We start from the raw sequence: 26,008 nt of genomic DNA on the forward strand, positions 1-26,008 counted from the left end.
CCCGGCGCGGCGATTTGTCGCCTGTTCAACAGCTTGTCGCGCCCTGTGTCTTATTCCCCGCAATTCCGCCGGACGGACCTGCGCCTTTCTTCCCTTAACCTGTTGAATTAATAAGCGACAGGCGGCAATCCGCGAGCTGGCACAGGCTGTGCTTGAAGAGGAAACAGGGTTTGCCGCGGGCTGTCGCGGTAAAGAGAACGCTCACCTTCGAGGATTGAACGATGTCCGGAAACATGAAAACAATGGATGGCAACGCGGCGGCGGCCTGGATCTCCTACGCCTTTACCGACGTGGCGGCCATCTATCCCATTACCCCCTCCACCCCGATGGCGGAGAATGTCGATGAATGGGCCGCTAAGGGGAAAAAGAACCTCTTTGGTCGGCCGGTGCGCCTGATGGAGATGCAGTCTGAAGCCGGCGCCGCCGGGGCGGTGCACGGCGCGCTGCAGGCGGGGGCGCTCACCACCACCTACACCGCGTCGCAGGGACTGCTGCTGATGATCCCCAATTTGTACAAAATTGCCGGGGAGCTGCTGCCGGGCGTCTTTCACGTTAGCGCCCGGGCGCTGGCGACCAATTCGCTGAATATTTTTGGCGATCATCAGGATGTGATGGCGGTGCGCCAGACCGGCTGCGCCATGCTGGTGGAGAATAACGTTCAGCAGGTGATGGACCTGTCGGCGGTGGCGCATCTGGCGGCGATCGCCGGGCGGATACCCTTTATCAACTTCTTCGACGGCTTTCGCACTTCGCACGAAATACAGAAGATCGAGGTGCTGGAGTATGAGCAACTGGCGGCGCTGCTGGACCGCCCGGCGCTGGAGCGCTTTCGTCGTCAGGCGCTGCATCCGGATCACCCGGTGATCCGCGGCACCGCGCAAAACCCGGATATCTACTTCCAGGAGCGGGAGGCCGGTAACCGCTTCTACCTCGCGCTGCCCGATCTGGTGGAAAGCTATATGGCGAAGATCACCGCGCTCACCGGGCGGGAATATCACCTGTTTAATTACCACGGCGCGCCGGACGCCGAGCGGGTGATTATCGCCATGGGCTCAGTGTGCGACACCGTCCAGGAGGTGGTGGATGCGCTGAATGCGGCGGGGGAGAAGGTGGGGCTGCTCAGCGTTCATCTCTATCGCCCGTTCTCGCTGGCGCACTTTTTCGCGCAACTGCCCGCCAGCGTGCAGCGCATTGCCGTCCTTGACCGCACCAAAGAGCCGGGGGCGCAGGCGGAACCGCTGTGCCTCGACGTCAAAAACGCTTTCTATCAACGCGACGATGCGCCGCTGATTGTCGGCGGCCGCTACGCCCTCGGCGGTAAGGATGTACTGCCCAACGATATCGCCGCGGTGTTTGACAATCTTCGGCAGCCGCTGCCGAAGGACGGGTTTACCCTGGGCATTGTCGATGACGTCACCTTTACCTCGCTGCCCGCCCGGCAGGTGCCGCTGGCGGTCTCCCACGCCGGGATCACCGCCTGCAAATTCTGGGGCATGGGCTCGGATGGCACCGTCGGGGCGAACAAAAGCGCCATTAAGATCATCGGCGATAACACGCCGCTCTATGCTCAGGCCTACTTTTCCTACGACTCGAAAAAGTCGGGGGGGATCACCGTCTCGCACCTGCGCTTTGGCGACCGGCCAATCACCTCGCCCTACCTGATCCACCGGGCCGATTTTATCGCCTGCTCTCAGCAATCCTATGTCGACCGCTACGACCTGCTGGAGGGGCTGAAGCCGGGAGGCACCTTTTTGCTCAACTGCAGCTGGTCCGAGGCGGAGCTGGAGCAGCACCTGCCGGTCAGCGTCCGGCGCTATCTGGCGCAGGAAAAGATCGACTTTTATACCCTCAACGCGGTGGACATCGCCCGCGAGCTGGGCCTCGGCGGGCGCTTTAACATGCTGATGCAGGCGGCGTTCTTTAAGCTGACGGCGATTATCGATCCGCAAACCGCGGCGGACTATCTCAAACAGGCGGTGGAGAAAAGCTATGGCAGCAAAGGGGCGAGCGTCATTGAGATGAACCAGCGGGCGATCGAGCTGGGGATGGCGGCGCTGCGTCGGGTGACGGTTCCCGCCCACTGGGCGACCCTCGAGGCGCCGGCGCCGCAGGCGACAACCCTGATGCCGGACTTCATCCGCGATATTCTGCAGCCCATGAACCGCCAGCGCGGCGATCTGCTGCCGGTGAGCGCTTTCGCCGGGATGGAAGACGGCACCTTTCCCTCCGGCACCGCCGCCTGGGAGAAGCGCGGCATTGCCCTGGAGGTGCCGGTCTGGCAGCCCGACGGCTGCACCCAGTGTAACCAGTGCGCCTTCGTCTGCCCACATGCGGCGATCCGCCCGGCGTTGCTGAACGCTGAAGAACAGGATACGGCGCCCGCCGGGCTGCTGAGCAAACCGGCCCAGGGGGCCAAAGACTACCACTATCATCTGGCTATCTCGCCGCTGGACTGCTCCGGCTGCGGCAACTGCGTGGAGAGCTGCCCGTCGCGCGGCAAGGCGCTGCAGATGGCCTCCCTCGACAGCCAGCGCGCGATGGCCCCGGTCTGGGACTACGCGCTGGGGCTGGCGCCAAAAGACAACCCGTTTCGCAAAACGACGGTCAAAGGCAGCCAGTTCGAAACGCCGCTGCTGGAGTTTTCCGGCGCCTGCGCGGGCTGTGGCGAAACGCCCTATGCCCGGCTGATCACCCAGCTGTTTGGCGACCGGATGCTGATCGCCAACGCCACCGGCTGCTCTTCGATCTGGGGCGCCAGCGCGCCTTCGATGCCCTATACCACCAACCACCGCGGCCACGGGCCGGCCTGGGCAAACTCGCTGTTTGAGGACAACGCCGAGTTCGGGCTGGGCATGATGCTCGGCGGCCAGGCGATCCGCCAACAGATCGCCGGGGAGATGACCCGCGCCCTGGCGCTGCCGGTCAGCGACGCGCTTCACGCTGCGATGCGGCAATGGCTGGCGCAGCAGGACGAGGGGGAGGGGACCCGCGAGCGTGCGGACCGCCTCAGTGCGTTGCTGGCGGCGGAAAAAGAGGGGGTTCCGCTGCTGGAGCAGCTCTGGCAGAACCGTGACTATTTCGTCCGGCGTTCGCAGTGGATCTTCGGCGGCGACGGCTGGGCCTACGATATTGGCTTCGGCGGTCTCGATCATGTGCTGGCCAGCGGGGAAGACGTCAATATTCTGGTGTTCGATACCGAGGTCTACTCCAACACCGGCGGCCAGTCGTCCAAATCGACCCCGGTGGCGGCGATCGCCAAGTTTGCCGCCCAGGGGAAACGCACGCGGAAAAAAGATCTCGGCATGATGGCGATGAGCTACGGTAATGTTTACGTTGCGCAGATCGCCATGGGCGCTGATAAAGATCAGACCCTGCGGGCCATCGCCGAGGCTGAAGCCTGGCCGGGACCGTCGCTGGTGATCGCCTACGCCGCCTGTATCAACCACGGCCTGAAAGCTGGGATGCGCTGCAGTCAGCGCGAGGCGAAGCGGGCGGTGGAGGCGGGATACTGGCACCTGTGGCGCTACCAACCACAGCGCGAAGCCGAGGGCAAAACGCCGTTTATACTGGACTCTGAAGAGCCGGAAGAGAGTTTCCGCGACTTTCTGCTTGGCGAGGTGCGCTATGCCGCGCTGCACAAAACCACCCCGGATCTGGCGGACGCGCTGTTCCGGCAAACGGAGGAGGATGCCCGGGCCCGTTTCAGGCAGTACCAGCGGCTGGCGGGGGAGTAGCAGGCAGCAGGTTAGCGATTCACGACTGCTGCATCACGTTCAGCAGCGTATCCAGCAGGCCGGGAAAACGGGCGTCCAGATCTTCCCGGCGCAGCGAAATCATATTCTCCCGTCCCTGAGGCCGCTGCCAGATCACACCGCTGTCGCGCAGGACGCGCCAGTGGTGGGTCATGGTGGACTTGGCCACCTCTTCCTGACGCAGAGCGTTACAGCTCTGCTCGCTGCCGTCGGCCAGCGTGCGGATGATCTCCAGTCGCAGCGGGTTGCCGAGCGCGGAAAGGACATTTTCCAGGCGAATTTGTTCTCGTTCAGGGTGATTGGCGATCATAATAATCCTGTGTCGGCGGTGGCGCGGCGCATGGCGGTCGCAGCCCGTATCGGCGGCTGGCGGCTACTATACCCAAACTCCTGTTCTCATGCCACGCGCGCCGCCGCAACCTGACCAATCATAATAATAGTAAAAACAGTTCGAATATACTCGTACAATTGTACTATCATAAGCGGCAGTGAAATGAACTGCGGATCATTCCGACCGCAGACTGACAGTCAAAACGACTAAGGACGCATCATGCCCCGACCCATCCCCCTCGAACGTTATCGCAACATCGGTATCTCCGCGCATATCGATGCCGGTAAAACCACCACCACCGAGCGCATCCTGTTTTACACCGGGATGAGCCATAAGCTGGGTGAAGTACACGATGGCGCGGCAACCACCGACTGGATGGCCCAGGAGCAAGAGCGCGGGATCACCATTACCTCGGCGGCGGTGAGCTGCTTCTGGCCGGGTATGGACCGCAGCTTCGAGCCGCACCGGATCAATATCATCGACACCCCGGGGCACGTGGATTTCACCATTGAGGTGGAACGTTCCATGCGCGTGCTCGACGGCGCGGTGATGGTGTATGACTCCGTCGGCGGGGTGCAGCCCCAGTCGGAGACCGTCTGGCGCCAGGCGAATAAATACCATGTCCCGCGGCTGGCCTTCGTCAACAAGATGGACCGCCCCGGCGCGGACTTCTTCCGCGTGGTGCAGATGATGATCGACCGCCTGAAGGCCAACCCGGTGCCGATTGTCATCCCCATTGGCGCTGAAGAGCATTTCACCGGCGTCGTCGACCTGGTGAAAATGCGCGCCATCCTGTGGGATGACGCCACCCAGGGCATGACCTTCAGCTACGGGCCGGTCCCTGACGATCTGCTGGCGACTGCCCGCGAGTGGCGGGAGAAAATGGTCTCGGCGGCGGCGGAGGCCAGCGACGCGCTGATGGATAAATACCTCGAAACCGGCGAGCTGGACGAGGCGGAGATCGTCGCCGGTCTGCGCCAGCGCACGGTGAAGGGTGAAATCCAGGCGGTGCTCTGCGGTAGCGCCTTTAAAAACAAAGGCGTGCAGCGCATGCTCGACGCGGTGGTGGAGCTGATGCCGTCGCCGCTGGATATTCCGGCGATACAGGGCGTGGATGAGAAAGGCCAGCCGGCGGAGCGCCATCCGAGCGACGATGAGCCGCTGTCGGCGCTGGCGTTCAAACTGATGACCGACCCCTACGTCGGCCAGTTGACCTTTATCCGCGTCTACTCCGGGACGCTGAAGAAAGGCGATGCGGTGTGGAATCCGGTGAAGGGCAAGAAAGAGCGCATCGGGCGTATCGTCCTGATGCAGGCCAACGATCGCCACGAAGTGGACGAACTGCACGCCGGGGATATCGCGGCCTGCGTTGGGCTGAAAGATGTCACTACCGGCGATACGTTATGCGACCCGGATGCGGTGATTACCCTTGAGCGGATGGAGTTTCCGGAGCCGGTGATTTCGCTGGCGATTGAGCCGAAGACCAAAGCGGACCAGGAGAAAATGGGCATCGCGCTGCAGCGGCTGGCGGCCGAAGATCCGTCGTTCCGTTTGCATACCGATGAAGAGTCCGGCCAGACGATTATCTCCGGCATGGGCGAGCTGCATCTGGAGATCATTGTCGACCGGATGAAGCGCGAGTTTAACGTCGAGGCCAACATTGGTCGTCCGCAGGTCACCTACCGCGAAACCCTGCGCAAGAAAGTGACGGACGTGGAGGGCAAATTTGTGCGCCAGTCCGGCGGTAAAGGACAGTACGGGCACGTCGTGCTGACCCTTGAGCCGCTGGAGCCGGGCAGCGGTTTCGTCTTCGAGGACGCCACCAAAGGCGGGGTAGTGCCGCGCGAGTACATCCCTTCCGTGGAGAAAGGGCTGCGCGAAGCGATGGGCACCGGCGTGCTGGCGGGCTATCCGGTGGTTGACGTGAAAGCGACCCTGACCTTCGGATCGTACCACGATGTGGACTCTTCGGAGATGGCGTTCCGCATGGCGGCGATCTTCGGCTTCCGGGAAGGGGCGCGCAAAGCGGACCCGGTGATCCTTGAGCCGGTGATGCACGTGGAGGTGGAAACGCCGGAAGAGTACGCCGGGAATATCATGGGCGATCTCTCTTCCCGTCGCGGGATGGTGCAGGGGATGGAAGAGCGCTTCGGCAGCCAGATCATCCGCGCCGATGTGCCGCTGGCGGAGATGTTTGGTTATTCCACCACGCTGCGCTCGATGTCTCAGGGACGAGCAACCTATAGCATGGAGTTCCACCACTACGCGGAAGCGCCGCGCAACGTAGCGGATGAAATCATCGCCAGCCGCGCGAAAAGTTAAGCCAGTCATCCCGGGTAGCGGCTTCGCCTTACCCGGGCTACTCTGGTACCAGCGCCCAGGCCCGGTAAGGCGAAGCCGCCCCCGGGCAAAAAGGTAAGCACGAACCGGGGATGCAATGCCCGGCGGCGCTGCGCTTGCGCGGGCCTACGGTCAGGTGTCCTCCCCGGTCATCGTTTGTATCCCGGGTAAGGCGGTAGCCGCAACCCGGGAATTTCAGCCAATCAGACAATATCCTGCGCGTACTGCCACAGCGCCTTCAGCTGCGCCAGCTTCTCTTTATCATCCGCATACAGCTGATACAGTTTGTAGCCCGGGTAAGGCGTTAGCCGCAACCCGGGAATTTCAGCCAATCAGACAATATCCTGCGCGTACTGCCACAGCGCCTTCAGCTGCGCCAGCTTCTCTTTATCATCCGCATACTGCTGATACAGCATCTGCAGCTCATCGGCATAGGCCTGCAAAAACTCAGGCGTAAATACCTGACGACGGTGCTCTAACCAGCGCTGCTGCTCGGCTTCATCGAGCGTGCCGGGGAAGTTGCGCGCCCGGTAGTTAAACAGCAGGCGTTCGATGCGCTTGTCGGCGAAGGTGATATCCAGCGCCGGCAGATTGCGCGGTTCCGTTTCCAGCACGATTTTCATCGCCGCGCGGTCGGCATCGCTAAAGAACCCATTGTAAAGCTGGGCGTCGACGTTTTCGGACGGCACGAACGGCTCGGCTTCGGCATACACCGCCACCACTTTCTCCCGCACCTGCGGATTCGCCCGCAGCAGCTGGGCATTCTCCAGACAGCGCTGAATGGAGATCCCCAGCCGGTCGGCATCCTGCGGGCGCAGGGTATTGGCCTGAGCCAGCACCGGACATTTGTTCAAATGCACCAGCTTAATCGGCGCCGCCGGCAGATCGCCAAGCTCGGCGCGCGGGGTGTAAAGCCGCTCGCGCAGGGCGTCCGCATCCAGCTCCAGCAGCGGCGCCATATCCCCCGCCAGATCGACCATAATCACCGCATTGCGGTTTTCCGGATGCCAGGCCAGGGGCGCCACCAGGCTGGTGTTGCCGCGCGCGGCGCCGAACATGCCGGAGACATGCACCAGCGGCTTCATCTGCGGTACGTCGATGAGCGTCGCCAGCTTGCGCTTATTGCGGTGGCTGTAGAGATAGTCAAACAGCCGCGGTTGCCGGGTTTTCACCAGCTTCGCCATGGCGATGGTGGCGTAGACGTCGGCCATCGCGTCATGGGCGTTCTGGTGTTCAATACCGTTGGCGACGGTCAGATGTTCAAGGCGGAAGCTCGGCAGACCCTCGTCATTTTCCGGCCAGGCGATCCCTTCCGGACGCAGGGCATAGCAGGCGCGCATCACGTCGAGCAGATCCCAGCGCGAGTTATCGTGCTGCCAGCTCCAGGCATAAGGGTCATAGAAGTTGCGATAGAAGATATTCCGCGTCACTTCGTCATCAAAGCGCACATTGTTATAGCCGACGATGCAGGTTTGCGGCACCGTGAACAGATCGTGGATGCGGCGGGCAAACGCGGCCTCGTTATCCCCTTTGGCCAGCGCTTCCTGCGGGGTGATCCCGGTGATCATTACCGCCTGCGGCTGCGGCAGGTAATCGTCAGCGGGCTTGCAGTAAAACACCTCGGGCTCGCCCAGCACGTTCAGCTCCGCGTCGGTGCGGATGGCGGCGAACTGCGCCGGCCGGTCAAGGGAAGGGCTGGTGCCGAAGGTTTCATAATCGTGGAATAAAAATCCGGGCTGGTTGACGCTGTCTTGCATAGTCTGTTCATTATCCGTGGTGGCGTGCGACCGGTATGGTAAACGATTTGCCCGGTCATCAGAAGGGTAACGGCAAGCAACATCCTCCGCCGTGTCATATTTTCTTGCAATTAAACCCTGATATGAAACGCGAAGTTCCGTAAAAAGGACGGCGGATCTGTAAATCTAGAGGATATGCCGTTGAAAGGCCGTTTGTTTATTGCTGTATCTTTGCTCGCTTCGAGCGTTTCCTGCGCATTTGCCGTCGACTTACCTGCTACGGTCGCGCCGCCTTCCATTCAGGCTGGCTCCTGGGTGCTGATGGATTACACCACCGGTCAGGTACTGACCGCGGGTAACGAACATCAGCAGCGCAATCCTGCCAGCCTGACCAAATTAATGACCGGCTACGTGGTCGATCGCGCCATCGACAGCCATCGTATCACCTTTGACGATATCGTCACCGTGGGGAAAGACGCCTGGGCGAAGGGCAACCCGGTGTTCGACGGGTCATCCCTGATGTTCTTAAAGCCAGGGGATCGCGTCAGCGTCCGCGACCTCAGCCGCGGGCTGATTGTCGACTCCGGCAACGACGCCTGCGTCGCGCTGGCCGACTATGTCGCCGGCGGTCAGCCGCAGTTTGTCGCCCTGATGAATCAGTATGTCGAAAAACTGCATCTGCAGGATACCCATTTCGAAACCGTCCACGGCCTCGATGCCCCGGGCCAGCATAGTTCGGCCTATGACCTGGCGGTGCTGTCGCGGGCGATTATCCATGGCGAGCCTGACGTCTACCACATGTACAGCCAGAAAAGCCTGACGTGGAACGGCATTACCCAGCAAAACCGTAACGGTCTGCTGTGGGATAAAACCCTGAACGTCGATGGCCTGAAAACCGGCCACACGTCGGGCGCCGGGTTTAACCTGATCGCCTCGGCGGTGGATGGCCAGCGTCGGCTGATCGCCGTGGTGATGGGGGCCGACAGCCCGAAAGGCCGCGAGCAGCAGGCCGCGAAACTGCTGCACTGGGGGCAGCAAAACTTCGACACCGTGCAGGTGCTGCAGAAGGGGCAGAAGGTCGGCAGCGAGCGCATCTGGTACGGCGATAAAGAGCAGATTAAGCTCGGCACCGATCAGGATTTCTGGTTAGCGCTGCCGAAGGCGGAAGTGTCGCGGATTAAGGCGAAATACGTGCTGGATAAAAAGGATCTGGAGGCGCCGATCGCCGCCAACCAGCGGGTCGGCGAGATTTCGCTGTATGACGGCGACAAGGTCGTGGGCCACTATCCGCTGGTCACCCTCGAAAGCATTAATAAAGGCGGGGTGTTCTCGCGAATGAGCGATTACCTGCACCACGAGCTGTAACCACGCCAACCGCCTCTTTGCAGGCGGTTTTTTTTCGCCTGCCGCCCGGCAGACGCGGTGACAACATCGCCGTTTTTTTCATCAGCCGCAATGGCGACTCTGTGAATTCGCGCACATACTGAGGGGGGATCTCCTGTTAAATTAACTGTATATCCATACAGTCATTTATCTCCAAAGGAGGCAAAATGAACTACAGCGTCACCCCCCTCGGCAAGAAAACCATTGCCGGTTTCCATCTGGTCGGGCCCTGGGATCAAACCGTCAGGCAGGGGTTTGAGCAACTGATGATGTGGGTTGAGGGCCAGCAGGTGCCCGCCCGCGAGTGGCTTGCCGTCTACTACGATAACCCGGAGGACGTGCCGGCGGAAAAACTGCGCTGCGCCACCGTGGTCGCCGTTGACGAGGATTACGTCATTCCCGCCAACAGCGAAGGGGTGATCATAACGGCGATTGCCGGCGGGGATTACGCCTGCGCCCGCGCGCGGGTGGTGGATCACGACTTCGCCACCCCGTGGAGGCAGTTTTTCGACAGCCTGCTGCAGAGCACGGCGTATCGCATCGCCCCCCAGCCCTGCTTTGAGGTCTATCTTAACGACGGCAACCACGACGGCTACTGGGATATCGACATGTATGTTCCCGTCGCCCGCGTCGCGTCGTAGCGATTTACCCCTGTTCCGGACAAGGATTTTTACATTCCCGGCACGCTCCGGGCGAAAAAGCAGTTACAATTGGCCTTTTCGTTTTGCCGGAGAGGGTTGTGCGCGCTGATAAATCACTCAAGCCATTTGAGATCCGCTTGTATCGCCATTATCGGGTGGTGCATGGTGTGCGGATTGCGCTGGCCTTTGTGCTCACCTTTTTGCTGGTGCGGCTGCTGAACGTGCCTGAGGGGACCTGGCCTCTCATCACCCTGGTGGTGGTAATGGGGCCGATCTCCTTCTGGGGCAACGTCGTGCCGCGGGCGTTTCAGCGCATCGGCGGCACGATCCTCGGCTCGGCGCTGGGGCTGGTGGCGCTCAAGCTTGAGCTTATTTCCCTGCCGCTGATGGTCCTCTGGTGCGCGGCGGCGATGTTCCTCTGCGGCTGGCTGGCGCTGGGCAAGAAACCCTATCAGGCGCTGCTGATCGGCATCACCCTGTCGGTGGTGGTCGGGGCGCCGCCGGGCGATATGCATACCGCCCTGTGGCGAAGCGGCGACGTGATCTTCGGCTCGCTGCTGGCGATGCTGTTTACCGGTATCTGGCCGCAGCGGGCGTTTATCCACTGGCGCATCCAGATGGCCAGCTATGTCACCAACTTCAACCGCCTCTACCAGGCCGGCTTCTCGCCAAATCTGGTGGATCGGCCGCGGCTGGAAAAGCATCTCCAACAGGCGCTCAACGACGTCGTCAAAATGCGCGGGCTGATCACCCCCGCCAGCAAAGAGACGCACATCCAGAAGGCGATCTTCGAGGCTATCCAGACCGTCAGCCGCAACCTCGTGTGCATGCTGGAGCTGCAGATCAACGCCTGGTGGGCAACCCGTCCGGGCCACTTCGTCATGCTCAATGCGCACACCCTGCGGGAGACGCAGCAGATGACCCAGCAGACGCTGTTGGCCATCGCCCACGCGCTGTACGAAGGGAACCCTCAGCCTGTGCGCGCCAATAATGAAAAGCTGAATGAAATCGTCCTCGAACTGCGCCAGCTGATGAAAGAGCAGGGTGACGATAGCCTGGCGGAAACCCCGATCCATGGCTATGTTTGGCTCTCTATTGAACTGGCGCGCCAGCTGGAGCTGCTGTCGCATCTGATCTGCCGCGCGTTGCGCAAATAAGCACCAGATGCACCGGGTAACTGCACGGGTTGTTTCGATTCAGCAGCGTTTAGGGTTATGATAAACGCAAAGGAAAAAACATTGTCATCAGCGACTGCTAGCAGTTATGTTAGCCCTATAACGCAGTCGCTTTACGAATCCGAATCTCAATTATTAGGGGTGTAAAAATGGAAACAACTAAGCCTTCTTTCCAGGACGTACTGGAGTTTGTTCGTCTGTACCGTCGTAAGAACAAACTGCAGCGTGAAATTCAGGACGTTGAGAAAAAGATCCGTGATAACCAGAAGCGCGTTCTGCTGCTGGACAACCTCAGCGACTACATCAAACCGGGCATGAGCGTGGAAGCCATCCAGGGCATCATCGCCAGCATGAAGAGCGATTACGAAGACCGCGTTGATGACTACATCATCAAGAATGCCGAGCTGTCCAAAGAGCGCCGCGACATCTCTAAAAAACTGAAAGTGATGGGTGAAGCCAAAGTCGAAGGTTAATCCCAGCTGTCCGGCGGCGGTCAGCGTCGCCGGGCTGTTCTGCACTACCACCTCCCGTCTCTTTTTCTGCGAAAACTTTGTCCCGGCAACTGCCTCTCTGCACCGACTCTTTGCTATACTGCCCCGCGAAAACGTATTGATATCGGAAAGGTTTCTCTCATCCTGGCCGGGCATCTGACGCAGCGGCGTCAGGGCGATATCTCAACACCTCTCACCTCTCCGACGAGCGATTCGCCAGAAGACAAACTCAGGTGCTGACCGGGCGCGACAGAATCTCTTCCGCTGCTTTCGCCGACAGGAGTCAACACCACGTGATTAAGTCATTCTTTGCCGCACTCTCGTTTATCAGCCGTCTGCCGGTCCCGGCGCGGTTATCTCAGGGCCTGGAGATCGAACAGTACCAGCGCAGTATCGTCACCTTCCCGCTGGTCGGTTTATTGCTCGGCGCCATCGCCGGCGCGGTGGTGTACCTCCTGCAGCCGTGGTGCGGTGTCCCGCTGGCGGCGCTGTTCGGCGCGCTGGCGCTGGCGCTGCTCACCGGCGGATTTCACCTTGACGGGCTGGCCGATACCTGCGACGGCATCTTCTCCGCCCGCACCCGCGATCGAATGCTGGAGATCATGCGCGACAGCCGGCTGGGTACTCACGGCGGGCTGGCGCTGATTTTTGTGCTGGTGGCGAAGGTGCTGGTGGTCGGCGAACTGCTGCTGCGCGATGTCAACCCCATCGCGGCGCTGGCGGCGGCCTGCGCCGTCGGTCGCGGAATGGCGGTGCTGCTGATGTATCGCCATCGCTATGCGCGGGAAAAAGGGCTGGGCAATCTGTTTATTGGCAAAATTAGCCTGCAGCAGACGCTGGTGACGATGGCGCTGGCGATCGCGCTGGCCACCACCCTGCTGGGGCTGCATGGGCTGCGCGCCGCGCTGATCGCCCTGGTGCTGATCTGGGGTCTGGGGTGGGCGCTGAAGCGAACCCTCGGCGGGCAGACCGGGGATACCCTCGGAGCGGCGATCGAGCTGGGTGAATTACTCTTTTTACTGGCGCTACTGTAAGGCCTGGCATCAACGGTGAGGAACAGAATGGAAACACTTTCGGCGTTACTGGCTGCCATTCCGCAGCCCGATGTGACGGGCATGGCGCGCGCGCAGCAGCATATTGATGGCCTGTTAAAGCCGCCCGGCAGCCTTGGCCGTCTGGAGAGCCTGGCGGTACAGCTGGCCGGTCTGCCGGGGCTGCAGGGGCAGCTGGCGCTGACTGAAAAAGCCATCGTGGTCATGTGCGCCGACCACGGCGTCTGGCATGAAGGCGTGACCCCTTCCCCGCAGGCGGTGACGGCCATTCATGCCGGCAATATGGTGCGGGGCAATACCGGCGTCTGCGTGCTGGCGGCGCAGGCCGGCGTGAGAGTGGAGGTGGTGGATGTCGGCATCGACGCCGAGCCGCTGCCGGGCCTGATCAACCTCAAGGTGGCCCGCGGTAGCGGGAATATCGCCCGGACGGCGGCGATGAGCCGTCAGCAGGCGGAGACGGTGCTGCTGGCCAGCATGCGTTTCGCCCGCCAGCTCGCCGCCGACGGGGTGAACGTCTTTGGCGTGGGGGAGCTGGGGATGGCCAATACCACCCCGGCCGCTGCGACGATCAGCGTCCTGACCGGCAGCGACCCCGACGCGGTGGTGGGCTGCGGGGCCAATCTGCCGCTGGCGCAGCGGGGCCATAAGGTGGCGGTGGTGCGCCAGGCGATCGCTCATAACCAACCGAACCCGGCGGACGGGCTGGACGTGCTGGCTAAGGTGGGCGGTTTTGATCTGGTGGGTATGACCGGGGTGATCCTCGGGGCGGCCTCCTGCGGCCTGCCGGTGGTGCTGGATGGCTTCCTCTCCTACGCTTCGGCTCTGGCGGCCTGCCGCATGGCCCCGGCGGCGCACCCGTATCTTATCCCTTCGCACCTGTCGGCGGAGAAAGGGGCGCGGATCGCCCTCGACGCGCTGGGTCTGCGCCCGTATCTCGATATGGACATGCGCCTGGGGGAGGGCAGCGGCGCGGCGCTGGCCATGCACCTGCTGGATGCTGCCAGCGCGATGTACCACCAGATGGGGACCCTGGCGCAGAGCAACATTGTGCTGCCCGACAGCGCGCCAGCGTCCTGATGATAAAGCGCATCGTCTCGAGGAAGGGGGACGGTGCGCCGGGTTTACAGCGCCTGCTGCCAGACCGCCTGCGGCAGCAGGTAAACCTGCGCCGGGGCGCGCATACCGTCGCTGACAATATGGCCGATACCGCTGGCCATCACCGCCAGGGTGACGTCAAAGGCGTTAAGGCTGTCGCCGAAGCCGGCGGTCAGGTTGAGCATCGAGCCATTGGCCATCAGGTAGACGGTTTTGTCAGCCATGCGGTAGGCGTTGATATACGGCATCACCTCTTCCTGAGGGTACTGGCGCAGGTACTCGCCGTCGATCTCTTCCGCCACGTGGCCGACGTTAAGGATAAACACGCCCGCTTTCGCCCGGTCCAGCGCCTGGCGATTAACCACGTTTTTACCGCCTGTCGCGGTGGCTACCACGTCCGCCGAGGCGATAGCCTCCTGCAGATCGACCACGTGCCAGCCGTCATAGGCCGCCTGCAGCCGACGGGCAGGATCGATCTCCGCCACCATCACCTGGCCGCCAAAGGCTTTTGCCGCCGCCGCGACGCCCTGGCCAACCAGGCCGTAGCCGATCACCAGCACTTTTTTCTCATGCAGGGTGAGATGAGTGGTCTGGAAGAAGGTGTGCCAGGCGGTGAGACCGACCATATGGCGGTTATGCAGCCCCTCTTTGACCGGCAGATCGTCCCAGTTAAAGATCGGATAGCCGGGCTGAATATCCCCCAGCCGATTGACGCCGGAGCCGGTGGCTTCCAGACCCGCCACGATGTTGCCGAACTCGCCGCGCTGATGGAGGAGGGTGGTGATATCGGCCCCCATTTCGCACAGGTGAGTGGGCTGCCAGGCGATCGCTTTTTCCCATGACTGTTGCCAGTCGGCATCGCTCATATTGCGCCAGGCGCAGGCCTCGGCGCCGCGCTCCACCAGCCAGGCCACCACGTCGTCCTGCACGGTGGTGGGGTTACAGGTGGTTAAAAAGACCTGAGCGCCCTTGTCGAGGATCCCCTGCACCAGCGGGATCATTTTCATGTCGAGGTGCATACAGCAGGCAAGGCGGACGCCGCTGAGGTCGGGCAGGGCGGCGACCTGACGCAGGGTACGCGGCATATTCTGGCTGGCCCATGTCACTTCTTTCGCTAAAGAGATTTTATTATTCACTGGGTTATGACCTTCAGTTCGCAAAAGGGGTATCCCCCTGACAGAAAAGGGATTCTATCAGCCCGGGCGAGAATTCACAGCCCTGCGCCGCCCGGAAATCGCCGCCCGCGCGATCCCCTGCTAAATACAGGGTTGTTAATGTAAGGTTAAAAAAAGAAAATAAAATATAAGTAACTCCTATGATCTGAGCGATAAAGTGATGTTGAGCGTTATTCCCGCAGGCCTGTTTTCACGGCTGCGGATTTTCCTTGGGCGGCTGAAGCCGCACGCGCTGCCGGTGGCTCGTCGGCATATTGTGCTGGGCTCCATCGGCGCCGGCACCGGGCTGGCGGTGACCAGCATGTTCAGCCACTGGCTGCTCGGCGAAGTCAACCTGTGGTTTATTGCCCCCATGGGCGCATCGGCGGTACTCCTGTTTGGCGTGCCGAGCAGTCCGCTGGCGCAGCCGTGGTCGATTGTCGGCGGCAATGTGCTGTCGGCGCTGATCGGCGTCACGGTGGGTATGCTGGTGCCCGACCCGGCGCTGGCCTGCGGGCTGGCGGCGGCGCTGGCCATCGCCGGGATGTATTTTCTGCGCTGCCTGCATCCTCCCGGCGGCGCGGTGGCCCTGACGGCGATCCTCGGCGGCGCCGCGGTGCACAGCGAAGGCTATCACTTTGTGCTGACGCCGGTGCTGCTCAACTCGCTGATGCTGGCGCTGTTGGCCATCGTGTTTAACAATCTGGTTGGCCGCCGCTACCCCCATCCGCTGGCGGCGGAGGAGGTCAAATCCCGTGCGGTGCCGCTGGGCATTTCGGTTACCCGGGAAGATATTCACGCCGCCCTGCTGGAAGGCCAGTTCCTCGACATTGACGAAGACGATGTCCAGGAACTGCTGGAAAATATCGAACAGCAGGCGCGCCAGCGCATCGCGGCGGCTGGCCGCCGCTGACAGCGCCCTCCCGGCCGCGGGTTAGAGATCGCCGGTTAGATACTGCGCGACCCCGCGGCCAAAACTCCAGTCGCCTTTCTGGTTGCTGATAATCGACACCATCACATCATCCCCGCTCAGGCCGCAGTGTTCCGCCAGCTCCTCCTGCAGAATGGCGAAGAAACGCTGCTTCTGCGCGTCGCTGCGCGGGCTGGTATAGACCCGCACCACCACCTGATCCCGCGTGCGGGTCAGTCCGAGGCCGGTATCTTCAATCACCATATGATGGGCTTTGTTTTCGTGAACAATCTGGTATCGGTCGCGTTCCGGTACCTCGAAGGCGCGCAGCACGGCGCGATGAGCGGCATCCAGCAGGGTTCTGATCTCCTGTTCCGTACGGCCTTCAATCAGGTCAAATGTCAGTAATGGCATGCAGGTGGTCCTTATCGTTAGGGAATAATCGCTGTCTGATATGGATGCTAGCCGATGCCGTCGCGGGCAAAAACCGCTATAGTTGAATACATTGTTTTTACTGGTGAACAATCAATATGAGCGAGAGTCGTCCGGAGAGTTACTGGGCCCATCTCTACTGGCTGACGGTGCTGGAAGAGCAGAAAAGCTATACCCGGGCCGCGGAAAAGCTGGGGATCAGCAAGTCGGCCATCAGCCAGAAAATCAGCGAGCTGGAGCGGGTGACCGGTAAAACGCTGGTCCATCGCACCACCCGCAGCGTCAGCCTCAGCGACGACGGGCTGCGGCTGGTGGCGGAGCTCAGTGAGCCGTTTGGCCAGCTGCGGGATATTTTCACCGGCGCCTGCGATGAGGGCGGACCGCTGCGGGGGACGTTGCGCCTGACCGCGCCGGTGGCCTTTTCCCGTCAGCAGCTGGTGCCGGCGATCGCGCCCTTTTTACATCAACATCCCCAGCTGCATCTGCAGCTGGAGGTGACCGACCGGCTGGTCTCTCTCGGCAGCGAAGGGTTCGACCTCGCCATCCGCCACTGTCGGCGCGAGGCGCTCCCGGACACCCACGTCGCCTGGCCGCTGTGCCACACGGCCACGCTGATCGTCGCATCCGCCGACTATATTCGCCGCCATGGCCGCCCGGAGACGCCTGACGATCTGCGTCAACACCAGTGCCTGACCTATCCCCGTGGGCCCCAGCGCCCGCAGTGGACGTTCGCCTCCCGCCAGACGCCCGATGAGCGGGTGACCATCAACGTGCAGGGGCCGTTCGCCACCAACAACAGCGAGTCGCTGCGCGATGCGGTGCTGGCGGGGTTGGGGGTGGCGCTGCTGCCGGATTTTAGCGCCCGGGAGGCTATCGGCCGCGGGCTGGTGCAGGAGCTGCTGCCGGCGTGGCAGCCGGTGGAGGTGTTCGCCGATCGGCTGTACTTCATCCGGCCCTATACTCCGCGGGTGTCGCGCGCGGTGGAGACCTTTAGCCGCTACCTGAAAGCGACCTTCAGCGAGCCGCGTCCAGCTCCCGGGCCAGCGCCTCGCTGAAGCGGGGGAGCAGATGGCGCTCGCCGGGAAGCAACTGCGCCAGGGTGACGGTTTTGTCGGCGCGGTAGACCCGCCCGCTGCCGAGCTGCGCTTCGAAGGCGTTCGCCGCCTGATGCGCCGCGCTAAGGTCGGCGTCAATAAGGATCACCGCATGGGCCAGCACCACATGGCCGCCGCTCGCCGTCTGCGGCCGCCAGTACTGGGCGGTACCGACAATCTTGCGCGCCTCCTCTCCCTCTCCGCAGGCGAGGTTATACCGGCCATCGCAAAAGGAACCGCTCACCGCCCGGGCGTGGCTGGCAACGCCGAAGCGCGCGAGGGTGCGCTGCAGCACAGCGCACAGCGAGTGATAGATGGGTTCGGCGGCCTCGCCGAGCGGCTGCTGCACCGGCCAGGCGAGGCTGAGGTTGATAATCCCCGGCCCCTGGGGCACCAGACCGCCCCCGGAGCGGCGGAGCCATACCGGCCAGCCCCGCGCGGCAAAACGCGCGCTGACCGCCGGCAGGTCCGCAAACTGACGATAGCTCCCCGGCACCACGAATCCCTGCGGCGCCTGCCAGAGCTGGGCGACGGCCTCGCCGGCGCCGGCTTTGGCAAACAGCGGTGGTTCCGCCTGGGTGGGGTCCTCGCAAAACTGCAGCGCCAGCGAGGCGGGGGTAAAGCGGCGTGGCCAGCAGTCGGCCAGGGGCAACAGAGACATGCGTTCTCCTTACCGGAGGGCGCGGGTCGCGCCCTCCGAAGGCTGGTCAGTCGACGGTATGCTTTTTCATCAGCAGCGCGGTGAGGGCTGACAGCAGGCATCCCGCGGTCAGATAGAGGGCCACGCTGTGCCAGGAGCCCCCGGAGAAGGTGACCAGCGCCGCGGCGATAAAGGGCGTAAAGCCGCCGCCGACCACGCTCGCCACCTGGTAGCCGACGCCGGCGCCGCTGTAGCGATAGCTGGCGCCGAACAGCTCGGTAAACATCGGCTGCTGGACGCAGACCACCATATCATGGGCGATATTGGCCAGCATCAGGGCGAAGAACAGGATCCAGAAAACGGACTGACTCTCCAGCGCCATAAAGAACGGAAAACCGCTCAGCGTGCCGATCAGCGCCCCGGTAATATAGATCCGCCGACGGCCAAAGCGGTCTGCCAGCCAGGCGAAGCAGGGGATAGTCAGACAGCTGAGGCCGCCCACCAGCAGGCCGATGTTGAGGAACAGCTCGCGCGGCAGGCCGAGGTTTTGCGTCGAGTAGTTGAGGGCGAAGGCGGTGACGATGTACATGGTCAGCAGTTCGCACAACCGCAGGGCAATAATCAGTAAAAACGCCCCGGGATGGCGAAGCAGGGCTTCCACCACCGGCAGTCGCTTTTTCACCTGCGGCGCGTTGGCCTGGCTCTGCTGGGCTTCAAACTCCTGCGATTCGGCCATACCGTTACGGATCCACAGCGCAATCAGGACCAGCGCCACGCTGAACAGGAAGGGTAAACGCCAGCCCCAGCTGAGGAACTGCTCGTCGGTGGTCAGGCTGCTGATCAGCGATACCAGCCCGGTGGAGAGCAGCAGGCCGACGCCGTAGCCTACCTGCACCCCGCTGCTGTAAAAGGCTTTTTTTCCCTTCGGCGCGTTCTCCACCGAGAGCAGCGCTGCGCCGCCCCATTCGCCGCCGACGGCAAAGCCCTGAACTGCCCGCAGAAACACCAGCAGCACCGGCGCCCACCAGCCGATCTGGCTGAATGAGGGGAGCAGGCCGATGCAGGCGGTGGCGATACCCATCATCCAGACGGTCATCATCAGCATCCGCTTGCGCCCGAGACGGTCGCCGAAGTGGCCAAAGATAATCCCGCCCAGCGGGCGAAAAAGAAACCCGACGCCGAAGGTGGCAAACGCGGCAAGGGTGCCCATCGCCGGGCTGATTTGCGGGAAAAATTCGCGGTTGAACACCAGCGCGGCGGTAATGCCATAGAGAAGAAAATCGTACCAGTCGACCACGGCGCCGGCAAAGCTGCCCCATGCCGCCCGCCGGGCCCGATGCAGCGAATCCGGCGCCTCGCCGGGCTGCACGCTTATTGTTGAATCCATACCCTGTCCTGTCAGTCACGTAATTCGTTGTTATTGGAATGAGACGCTTTTAGCGTAGCGTCTGCACTGAGACTACCGCGCAGCGGCCGTGGAGGAAAGTAGTTTGCCTGCTAAGCGGCGAGCTGGTGCAAAAATAAGCGACCGGAAAGGCGGGCGAAATCACACCCTTTACTCAACATTCTGGCAATTTGCCAGCAAGCTTATACTTTTAATTAAATCAACGGATAACAAAGAGGAGCACCTTTTAAGAATTGACGTAAATGGTTTACACTTAACATGTCTCCTTCTCTGGAATGGTGAGTTAAATGCGTCTACTTCTTGCAGTTTTATTTTGTTCTGTCATGTTGCCTTCTGCTTATGCTGAAAAACTGCCTGCGCCGACAGGAAAACCTGTACTGACCATTTCCGGCAAAATCGGAAATACGAACGTCGGTGACAAGGCGGTTTTTGATCTCGCGATGCTGGAAAAGCTGGGCATGAAGACGGTGGAAACCACCACCCCCTGGTACACCGGCAAGGTCCGTTTTGACGGCATTCCCCTTAATAAACTCATGGATTTAGTCGGCGCTAAAGGCCAATCCGTCCGCGTGCTGGCGCTTAACGACTACACCACCATTATCCCGATGGACGATTTTTATAAATTCCCGGTCATTATGGCGTTAAAAATGAACGGCCAATATATGCGCGTTCGGGATAAAGGCCCGTTATTTATCGTCTACCCTTACGACAGCAGCGCTGAATTACAGAACCAGATCTATTATTCCCGATCGGCCTGGCAAGTTTCTAAGATTATAATAGAGTAAGGGTCGGATCTTGAATCGAATACTCACGGCTATTATTTTGTCGTTGTTTATTGTGACTGGATATATTACTTATCTGGTGCATGAGCGACAAAGTGAGTTGCAAAAATTTACCCGCTATACGGACTCGTGGTCAATGTCGCAGATGGTATCGGAATATATGCGACTGGAGTCTCGTCTGGCGGGAATGGCGATTGGGGCCGAAGGGGCGGACCACGATGAGGTGCGCCTGCGCCTCGAGATCATGATGAGCCAGATCGAACTCCTGCAGGAGGGCGATCTGGGTCGCTTTATTAATAAAAGCGAACAGCGGAAGGCGGTGGTCGCCACGCTGATCCGCAATCTCCATTTGCTTGATAAACAAGTTGATACCATGACGCCGGCGCAGGTGAAAGCGATCCTGCCGGTGTTAAGCGAACTGGATGGCCCCCTGACCTCAATGGCGGCCGCCACGCTGACGCAAGATATTAATATCGTTAATATCACCCATGATAAAATTCAGCATCTCTATTATATCTACTCGGTGATCTCCATTCTGCTGATCGCCATGTGTATTTCACTCGGGCTGCTGATGCTGCGGCAGAATAATAACCTGCGGCGCGCCCACGTTCGTATGAAAACCCTGGCCAACGATCTGCAGGCCTCGAAAGAGAAACTGCAGGTGCAGAACCGTCGACTGCAGTACGATGCCTACCATGATTCGCTGACCGGTATGCCAAACCGTCTCTCTTTCTGGCAGCGTCTGCAGGAGATCGTCAATCAGGTGCGCCCCTATAATGGCTGCGCCGTGGTGATGCTTTTCGACCTCGACAGCTTTAAGGATGTAAACGATACCCTCGGGCATGACGCCGGCGATAAGTTGCTGCAGGATCTGGCCAGCCGCCTCTCTTTTTTCCGTAAAACCTCAGAGACGCTGTATCGTCTCGGCGGCGATGAGTTCGCGATGCTCTCTTACGATCTGACCGAAGAGATGGCGCTCGAGCGGGCCAATGTTATCCGGGAGAAGATCAGCCAGCCCTATCAGATCTACGATGCGCAGATTAATATCGACGCCTGCATCGGGATCGTGATCTCTGATGGCGAAAGCCGGACTGATTATCTGTACAAGTGCGCCGACCTCGCCCTGTATGAGGCGAAAAAAGAGGGCAGCGGCCATGTGCAAATCTTCCGGCCCGGAATGCTGCAGCGTCTGCAGGAGAATAAATCGTTTGAAGACGATCTGCTGCAGGCCCTGGCCCATGACGAATTCAAAGTCTACTACCAGCCGATCGCCGATACCGTTACGCGCGAAATCTACGGTTATGAAGCGCTGGTTCGCTGGTTCCATCCGGTGCGCGGCGCCGTGCCGCCGACGGTGTTTATCCCGGTGGCAGAGAAAATCGGCCTTATCAATGCCCTCGGCGAGTGGGTGCTGAAAACCGCCTGTGCCGAAGCGGCCAGCTGGGCGACGCCGCTCAAGGTCTCGGTCAACGTTTCACCGATTCAGCTGATGAACACCTCGCTGACCGACACCATTATCAGCGTATTGCAGCAGACTGGCCTCGACCCGCGACGGCTGGATCTGGAGATCACCGAGTCGGATGTGTTCAATGAGAACACCCGTTCGCTGGAAATTCTCAGCCAGCTGCGCGAGCAGGGCATTCAAATCTCCATCGATGACTTTGGTACCGGCTATTCTTCGTTGTCGCGTTTAAGCTACTTCCCGTTCGATAAAATCAAAATCGACCGCTCGTTTGTTATCAATATTCCGGAGCAAAAAGACGATCTGGATATCGTGCGCCTGATTATCAGCATGGGAAAGAGCCTGCATATGCGCATTGTGGCTGAAGGCGTGGAGACCGAAGAGCAGTTGGCCTCGCTGCAGGCGCTGGGCTGCGACCTGGTGCAGGGCTATTTAATCGGCAAACCGAGTCCGCTGCGCTAAATGAAATATGAAGGCCCTTAAAGATATTATTCCGGGCGATTTCAGCAAGCTGGAAACGCCTTTTTTATTTTCTCTTAGCGCTAATCCCAGAGGGGTATAAAAAGGAGTAGAGATAAAATTCGCCAGGAAAATAATATCCTTCACCTTTGAAAGAGGTATATGATATGCATCATATAGGCTATTTCTGACCGTATCCTTTGCGACGGTAAAGTGAGGCGCAATCATGCAGCGAATTATTATTCCCACCCATTACGTTCATACCCGCAGCACGCCGCTGTGGACTAAGGAGACCGCTCCGGCCTCTATCTGGCGCCGCCATCTGGACGCTGGCACCCGCCAGGGGGTCTATCCCCGGCTGTCGGTGATGCAGGGGGCGATCCGCTATCTCGGCTATGCCGATGAAACCAGCCCCGAACCGGTTGAAACGCTGACCATTGAAGCCGGCCAGTTTGGCGTTTTTCCGCCAGAAAAATGGCACTGCATTGAGGCCCTCTCGGAGGACACGGTATTTAATGTCGACTTCTATGTTGATCCGAAAATTCTCATCGAGGGATAAAATTATGAACAGTGAAAATAAAGGTTATACCTTAGCGGTAGAGAATGGCCGGCTTCAGCGGAAACAAGAAAAAATATTCCTCAAACCGATGGTCTTGTATATTCCGCAGCAGGCGGTAGAGGCCGTTAATGGGCTGCTGAGCGCTCTGCCGGACGACAATTTAGAGGGGGAGTTTGTGCTGACGGTCACCAATAACAATAACGGCGTCTCGGTCGATAAAAGCTTTTCCTCGCTGGCGGCGCTGCGAGACCCGCTTACCGCGGCCGATGCGGTGAAGGAGCTGATCAATATCGTCCGCGGCTATGAGTCCGACGAAGAGACCAACGTTTGCGGCTGGTAAGGCCGCTATCCCGCTGCCGGCTGGCCGCTGACGCCCTGGGCCATCTGACCCACCAGCCACTCCCGCAGCGCGATAATATCCGCCCGCTGCGCTGCCGCTTCGGTGGTGACCAGACAGTAGCTGGCGCCCGGCAATGCGCCGCTGAATGGCGCGGATAACACCCCGCGCTGCAGCAGATCCCGCGCCAGCAGTTCGCTGGCGATCACCGCCCCCTGGCCGGCCACCGCCGCCTGCAGGGCATGGGTTTCATCGCTAAAGGTTAACCCCGCGTCAATATTCAGCGTCGGCGGTCCATAGCGGCGACGCCAGTTCTCCCAGCTCGGCGAATCGGCCGGTACGTGCCGGTTGGCGACGTGAAACAGCGTCACCTGCGCCAGATCGTCAGGCCGGCTGAGGGCCAGCGTCGGGCTGGCGACCACGATAAAGCGATCCTTATGCAGCAGGGTACAGCACAGATCCGGCTCGGGCGTTTCGCGATAGCGAATCGCGGCGTCCACCGTGCCCAGATGCAGATCCACCCGTTCGACGCTGGTGTGCAGACGCAGGTCGATAGCCGGAAAGCGGGCGGTGAAGTCCGCCAGCCGTGGCACCAGCCAGTGGGTGAGAAAATTGGAGGTGGTGGTGACGGTTAAGGATGGCGGCTGGCGGGCCTGGGCTATCTGGACGACAGCCTGCTCCAGGGCGCTGAAGGCGCGCTGGGTGGCGGCGTAGAGGATCTCGCCATCGGCGGTCAGGCTGACGCCCTGCGCGCTGCGTTCACAGACCCGGCACTCCAGGACCGATTCCAGCAGTTTGATCTGATGGCTGACCGCCGTCGCGCTGACGCCGAGCGCCCCGGCGGCCAGTTTAAAACTACGCTGGCGGGCGACGGCGTGAAAGGCGCGCAGGGCGCCCAGCGGTGGCAGGCGAGGGGGTCTCATGGCTGAGTTTTTCTCATCTATGGCTGAAAACTATGCGTTTGTGTGTCCCTGTATAGTGGCGATAGGCTACGGGCATGTAAAGACGATGACATGAGTTTTTTTCATGCCGTTTAATGTGTCAGGAGCTGAATATGCACGTTTTACACCACCATGCCGCCGCGAACGCTGCGGGAACCATCGACCCGCGCGGTCGCGCCATCGCCCTCAGCGTAGTCTTCGCCGCCGGGGCCTTGCTGTTCATCATGGCCCCCGTTATCGGGGCGAGCGGCACGCTGGGTCTGCTGGCGCTCCTGATCGCGGCCTTCGGCGCCGGATGGGGATTCGCGCGCGCGCAGCCCTGGCTCTATCGGGCGCCCCTGACGGCGACGCGCTGGGCCTTCCTGGTGTCGGCGGCCGGCTGGCTGCTGGCGCTGGTGGCCTGGTATGGCGGCCAGGCCTGGCCGTCGCTGCTCCCCGGCGTGATGTTCGGCAGCGCGGGGGCGGCTGTCGCCTGGCGCGTTGCCGCGGGACGGGCGGCACTGTCGGGTCGCCGCGTCAGCGGCGCCACGGCGCTGAGCGTGGCTGTCGCTATCGCGGCGACGCTGCTGACCTGGCACACCGCCGGGGCAGGACGCGGCGGCGTGAACTTTGCCTTCGCCGTGCTGCTGGACTGGGCGCTGCTCGGCGCGCTGATTGTGCGCATCCGCCAACAGGAGAGTGCGGCGTAGTAGCCGCCGCTTGCCGGGTTCAGGCGAGCCGATCAAGCGAAACGGGATAAGTCGTCCGGCGGGGTGATAAATTTCTTCTACACTGTTACTGGCATCACATTCCTTCGCGGCTGGCTTCTCAGCCGGCCGCCGTCGGCATTCAGTCCAGGCATGGGCCTGCAGGCTGGTTATCCTGAAAGAGGAGTCTGTAACATGGCATTTGTCACCACCCAAGACGGCGTCAATATTTACTTCAAAGACTGGGGTCCAAAGGAAGCTCAGCCGATTGTTTTTCATCACGGCTGGCCGTTAAGCGCCGACGACTGGGATAACCAGATGTTGTTTTTCCTTGCCGAAGGCTTTCGGGTCATCGCCATCGACCGCCGGGGCCATGGCCGCTCCGATCAGGTCAGCGAGGGGCATGATATGGACCATTATGCGGCAGACGTCTCGGCGGTAGTGGAGCATCTGGATCTGCACAATGCGGTCCACGTCGGGCACTCCACCGGCGGCGGCCAGGTCGCCCGCTACGTGGCCCGCTACGGCCAGCCGCAGGGGCGGGTGGCGAAGGCGGTGCTCATCAGCGCCGTTCCGCCGCTGATGGTCAAAACCGAACAGAATCCTGGCGGCACGCCGATCGAGGTGTTTGACGGTTTCCGCAAAGCGCTGGCGGCTAACCGCGCCCAGTTCTATCTCGACGTCGCCTCTGGCCCGTTCTATGGCTTTAATCGTGAAGGAGCGGAGGTGTCGCAGGGGACGATCCAGAACTGGTGGCGACAGGGGATGATCGGCAGCGCCAAAGCCCATTATGAAGGTATTAAGGCGTTTTCAGAAACGGACCAGACCGAAGATCTTAAGTCGATTACGCTGCCGGTGCTGGTCATGCAGGGCGATGACGATCAGGTGGTTCCCTATAAAAATGCCGCTATCCTGCAGGACCAGCTGCTGCCCAACAGCCAGCTGATCGTTTACCCTGGCTTCCCGCACGGGATGCACACTTCCCACGCCGATACCATCAACGCCGATCTGCTGGCGTTTATCCGCGCCTGATCTTCTCTTTCGCCGGGCGGAATGCCGCAATGGCCTTCCGCCAGCGCCCCGGCCGCCCGTCGCCGGGGCGCGCCGGTTGACGAGCAGGGGAAATCTGCTTAACTCATGGGATACCTGAC

Annotated in this window: 25 protein-coding genes; 16 read left to right on the forward strand and 9 right to left on the reverse strand. The window is 61.0% G+C overall.

What is annotated here, in order from left to right; genetic code table 11:
- Window positions 1-221: 221 nt before the first annotated feature.
- Complete coding sequence (nifJ, locus tag LGM20_RS08580; protein WP_044524052.1) at window positions 222-3,734, forward strand: pyruvate:ferredoxin (flavodoxin) oxidoreductase; 3,513 nt, start codon at window positions 222-224, stop codon at window positions 3,732-3,734.
- A gap of 19 nt (window positions 3,735-3,753) precedes the next feature.
- Here nifJ and LGM20_RS08585 read toward each other — a convergent pair whose 3' ends face one another.
- Window positions 3,754-4,062 (reverse strand): ArsR/SmtB family transcription factor, encoded by a 309-nt coding sequence (locus tag LGM20_RS08585; RefSeq protein WP_023290335.1) that lies wholly within the window; start codon window positions 4,060-4,062, stop codon window positions 3,754-3,756.
- Between the two features lie 240 nt (window positions 4,063-4,302).
- On the opposite strand from LGM20_RS08585, the gene fusA reads away from it, so the two are divergent.
- The gene (gene fusA, locus LGM20_RS08590; protein ID WP_032453436.1) at window positions 4,303-6,405 is read left to right on the forward strand and encodes an elongation factor G; all 2,103 of its coding nucleotides are present in this window, start codon (window positions 4,303-4,305) and stop codon (window positions 6,403-6,405) included.
- 221 nt (window positions 6,406-6,626) lie between these two features.
- Here fusA and LGM20_RS26465 read toward each other — a convergent pair whose 3' ends face one another.
- Window positions 6,627-6,755 carry a hypothetical protein gene (locus LGM20_RS26465; RefSeq protein ID WP_256555546.1) on the reverse strand — a complete coding sequence of 43 codons (129 nt, stop codon included), beginning with the start codon at window positions 6,753-6,755 and terminating at the stop codon, window positions 6,627-6,629.
- Entirely contained in the window at window positions 6,756-8,180 is a 1,425-nt protein-coding gene (sbcB, locus tag LGM20_RS08595) for an exodeoxyribonuclease I (protein WP_023290333.1), read from the reverse strand.
- 180 nt (window positions 8,181-8,360) lie between these two features.
- Here sbcB and dacD point away from each other — a divergent pair, with 180 nt between their 5' ends.
- The 6 genes from dacD (at window position 8,361) to cobT (ending at window position 13,978) form a co-directional block, all read left to right on the forward strand.
- A complete protein-coding gene (gene dacD / locus LGM20_RS08600; protein WP_023290332.1) occupies window positions 8,361-9,524 on the forward strand; it encodes a serine-type D-Ala-D-Ala carboxypeptidase DacD in 1,164 nt (387 codons plus the stop codon).
- A 185-nt stretch (window positions 9,525-9,709) separates the two neighbouring features.
- The gene (sbmC, locus tag LGM20_RS08605) at window positions 9,710-10,183 is read left to right on the forward strand and encodes a DNA gyrase inhibitor SbmC (protein ID WP_023290331.1); all 474 of its coding nucleotides are present in this window, start codon (window positions 9,710-9,712) and stop codon (window positions 10,181-10,183) included.
- A gap of 98 nt (window positions 10,184-10,281) precedes the next feature.
- Window positions 10,282-11,340: an FUSC family protein gene (locus tag LGM20_RS08610; RefSeq protein ID WP_004203544.1), complete on the forward strand. Its 1,059-nt coding sequence runs from the start codon at window positions 10,282-10,284 to the stop codon at window positions 11,338-11,340.
- Between the two features lie 167 nt (window positions 11,341-11,507).
- Window positions 11,508-11,831, forward strand: a complete 324-nt coding sequence (locus tag LGM20_RS08615) for a DUF496 family protein (RefSeq protein ID WP_002911883.1) — start codon at window positions 11,508-11,510, stop codon at window positions 11,829-11,831.
- Between the two features lie 311 nt (window positions 11,832-12,142).
- Window positions 12,143-12,883: an adenosylcobinamide-GDP ribazoletransferase gene (gene cobS / locus LGM20_RS08620; RefSeq protein ID WP_044524051.1), complete on the forward strand. Its 741-nt coding sequence runs from the start codon at window positions 12,143-12,145 to the stop codon at window positions 12,881-12,883.
- A 27-nt stretch (window positions 12,884-12,910) separates the two neighbouring features.
- Window positions 12,911-13,978, forward strand: a complete 1,068-nt coding sequence (cobT, locus tag LGM20_RS08625; protein WP_044524049.1) for a nicotinate-nucleotide--dimethylbenzimidazole phosphoribosyltransferase — start codon at window positions 12,911-12,913, stop codon at window positions 13,976-13,978.
- Window positions 13,979-14,022: 44 nt separating this feature from the next.
- Here the strand turns inward: cobT and LGM20_RS08630 are convergent, their stop codons facing one another.
- Window positions 14,023-15,132: an adenosylhomocysteinase gene (locus LGM20_RS08630; RefSeq protein ID WP_044524048.1), complete on the reverse strand. Its 1,110-nt coding sequence runs from the start codon at window positions 15,130-15,132 to the stop codon at window positions 14,023-14,025.
- 199 nt (window positions 15,133-15,331) lie between these two features.
- On the opposite strand from LGM20_RS08630, the gene LGM20_RS08635 reads away from it, so the two are divergent.
- Complete coding sequence (locus tag LGM20_RS08635) at window positions 15,332-16,063, forward strand: HPP family protein (protein WP_044524045.1); 732 nt, start codon at window positions 15,332-15,334, stop codon at window positions 16,061-16,063.
- Window positions 16,064-16,084: 21 nt separating this feature from the next.
- Here LGM20_RS08635 and LGM20_RS08640 read toward each other — a convergent pair whose 3' ends face one another.
- On the reverse strand, window positions 16,085-16,474 hold the full coding sequence (locus tag LGM20_RS08640; protein ID WP_023290327.1) for a tautomerase family protein: 390 nt from the start codon (window positions 16,472-16,474) through the stop codon (window positions 16,085-16,087).
- A 116-nt stretch (window positions 16,475-16,590) separates the two neighbouring features.
- On the opposite strand from LGM20_RS08640, the gene LGM20_RS08645 reads away from it, so the two are divergent.
- A complete protein-coding gene (locus LGM20_RS08645; protein WP_044524044.1) occupies window positions 16,591-17,547 on the forward strand; it encodes a LysR family transcriptional regulator in 957 nt (318 codons plus the stop codon).
- Here LGM20_RS08645 and LGM20_RS08650 read toward each other — a convergent pair.
- Window positions 17,507-18,247, reverse strand: coding sequence for a lipoyl protein ligase domain-containing protein (locus LGM20_RS08650; RefSeq protein WP_044524043.1), 741 nt, complete (start codon window positions 18,245-18,247; stop codon window positions 17,507-17,509). The two genes, LGM20_RS08645 and LGM20_RS08650, sit on opposite strands and share 41 nt — an antisense overlap.
- 46 nt (window positions 18,248-18,293) lie before the next feature.
- Window positions 18,294-19,613: a shikimate transporter gene (gene shiA, locus LGM20_RS08655; protein WP_023290324.1), complete on the reverse strand. Its 1,320-nt coding sequence runs from the start codon at window positions 19,611-19,613 to the stop codon at window positions 18,294-18,296.
- 305 nt (window positions 19,614-19,918) lie between these two features.
- On the opposite strand from shiA, the gene LGM20_RS08660 reads away from it, so the two are divergent.
- Entirely contained in the window at window positions 19,919-20,416 is a 498-nt protein-coding gene (locus LGM20_RS08660) for a putative pterin-binding protein (protein WP_032428930.1), read from the forward strand.
- Between the two features lie 10 nt (window positions 20,417-20,426).
- Window positions 20,427-22,337, forward strand: coding sequence for a putative bifunctional diguanylate cyclase/phosphodiesterase (locus LGM20_RS08665; protein WP_032428929.1), 1,911 nt, complete (start codon window positions 20,427-20,429; stop codon window positions 22,335-22,337).
- Here the strand turns inward: LGM20_RS08665 and LGM20_RS26530 are convergent.
- On the reverse strand, window positions 22,308-22,562 hold the full coding sequence (locus tag LGM20_RS26530) for a hypothetical protein (RefSeq protein WP_044524041.1): 255 nt from the start codon (window positions 22,560-22,562) through the stop codon (window positions 22,308-22,310). The genes LGM20_RS08665 and LGM20_RS26530 overlap by 30 nt on opposite strands.
- On the opposite strand from LGM20_RS26530, the gene LGM20_RS08670 reads away from it, so the two are divergent.
- Window positions 22,561-22,893, forward strand: a complete 333-nt coding sequence (locus tag LGM20_RS08670) for a TehB family protein (protein WP_002911866.1) — start codon at window positions 22,561-22,563, stop codon at window positions 22,891-22,893. The genes LGM20_RS26530 and LGM20_RS08670 overlap by 2 nt on opposite strands.
- Window positions 22,894-22,897: 4 nt before the next feature.
- Window positions 22,898-23,233 carry a DUF1869 domain-containing protein gene (locus LGM20_RS08675; RefSeq protein ID WP_023290321.1) on the forward strand — a complete coding sequence of 112 codons (336 nt, stop codon included), beginning with the start codon at window positions 22,898-22,900 and terminating at the stop codon, window positions 23,231-23,233.
- Window positions 23,234-23,238: 5 nt separating this feature from the next.
- On the opposite strand, the gene LGM20_RS08680 is transcribed toward LGM20_RS08675, so the two are convergent.
- Window positions 23,239-24,153, reverse strand: a complete 915-nt coding sequence (locus LGM20_RS08680) for a LysR substrate-binding domain-containing protein (RefSeq protein WP_044524039.1) — start codon at window positions 24,151-24,153, stop codon at window positions 23,239-23,241.
- A 131-nt stretch (window positions 24,154-24,284) separates the two neighbouring features.
- On the opposite strand from LGM20_RS08680, the gene LGM20_RS08685 reads away from it, so the two are divergent.
- Window positions 24,285-24,860 carry a hypothetical protein gene (locus LGM20_RS08685; RefSeq protein ID WP_044524037.1) on the forward strand — a complete coding sequence of 192 codons (576 nt, stop codon included), beginning with the start codon at window positions 24,285-24,287 and terminating at the stop codon, window positions 24,858-24,860.
- Between the two features lie 192 nt (window positions 24,861-25,052).
- On the forward strand, window positions 25,053-25,889 hold the full coding sequence (locus LGM20_RS08690; protein WP_044524034.1) for an alpha/beta fold hydrolase: 837 nt from the start codon (window positions 25,053-25,055) through the stop codon (window positions 25,887-25,889).
- The last annotated feature ends 119 nt before the right edge of the window (window positions 25,890-26,008 follow it).

Source organism: Klebsiella quasipneumoniae subsp. quasipneumoniae (assembly GCF_020525925.1).
Classification (GTDB): Bacteria; Pseudomonadota; Gammaproteobacteria; order Enterobacterales; family Enterobacteriaceae; genus Klebsiella; species Klebsiella quasipneumoniae.

Coding starts and splice junctions, on each gene's coding strand:
- LGM20_RS08635 (WP_044524045.1), top strand. CDS start 15,332: ATGTTGAGCGTTATTCCCGCAGGCCTGTTTTCACGGCTGCGGATTTTC.
- LGM20_RS08660 (WP_032428930.1), top strand. CDS start 19,919: ATGCGTCTACTTCTTGCAGTTTTATTTTGTTCTGTCATGTTGCCTTCT.
- sbcB (WP_023290333.1), bottom strand. CDS start 8,180: ATGCAAGACAGCGTCAACCAGCCCGGATTTTTATTCCACGATTATGAA.
- LGM20_RS08685 (WP_044524037.1), top strand. CDS start 24,285: ATGCACGTTTTACACCACCATGCCGCCGCGAACGCTGCGGGAACCATC.
- shiA (WP_023290324.1), bottom strand. CDS start 19,613: ATGGATTCAACAATAAGCGTGCAGCCCGGCGAGGCGCCGGATTCGCTG.
- LGM20_RS08640 (WP_023290327.1), bottom strand. CDS start 16,474: ATGCCATTACTGACATTTGACCTGATTGAAGGCCGTACGGAACAGGAG.
- LGM20_RS26530 (WP_044524041.1), bottom strand. CDS start 22,562: ATGATTGCGCCTCACTTTACCGTCGCAAAGGATACGGTCAGAAATAGC.
- LGM20_RS08645 (WP_044524044.1), top strand. CDS start 16,591: ATGAGCGAGAGTCGTCCGGAGAGTTACTGGGCCCATCTCTACTGGCTG.
- LGM20_RS08650 (WP_044524043.1), bottom strand. CDS start 18,247: ATGTCTCTGTTGCCCCTGGCCGACTGCTGGCCACGCCGCTTTACCCCC.
- fusA (WP_032453436.1), top strand. CDS start 4,303: ATGCCCCGACCCATCCCCCTCGAACGTTATCGCAACATCGGTATCTCC.
- LGM20_RS08675 (WP_023290321.1), top strand. CDS start 22,898: ATGAACAGTGAAAATAAAGGTTATACCTTAGCGGTAGAGAATGGCCGG.
- LGM20_RS08615 (WP_002911883.1), top strand. CDS start 11,508: ATGGAAACAACTAAGCCTTCTTTCCAGGACGTACTGGAGTTTGTTCGT.
- sbmC (WP_023290331.1), top strand. CDS start 9,710: ATGAACTACAGCGTCACCCCCCTCGGCAAGAAAACCATTGCCGGTTTC.
- cobT (WP_044524049.1), top strand. CDS start 12,911: ATGGAAACACTTTCGGCGTTACTGGCTGCCATTCCGCAGCCCGATGTG.
- LGM20_RS08680 (WP_044524039.1), bottom strand. CDS start 24,153: ATGAGACCCCCTCGCCTGCCACCGCTGGGCGCCCTGCGCGCCTTTCAC.
- LGM20_RS08690 (WP_044524034.1), top strand. CDS start 25,053: ATGGCATTTGTCACCACCCAAGACGGCGTCAATATTTACTTCAAAGAC.
- LGM20_RS08670 (WP_002911866.1), top strand. CDS start 22,561: ATGCAGCGAATTATTATTCCCACCCATTACGTTCATACCCGCAGCACG.
- nifJ (WP_044524052.1), top strand. CDS start 222: ATGTCCGGAAACATGAAAACAATGGATGGCAACGCGGCGGCGGCCTGG.
- LGM20_RS08585 (WP_023290335.1), bottom strand. CDS start 4,062: ATGATCGCCAATCACCCTGAACGAGAACAAATTCGCCTGGAAAATGTC.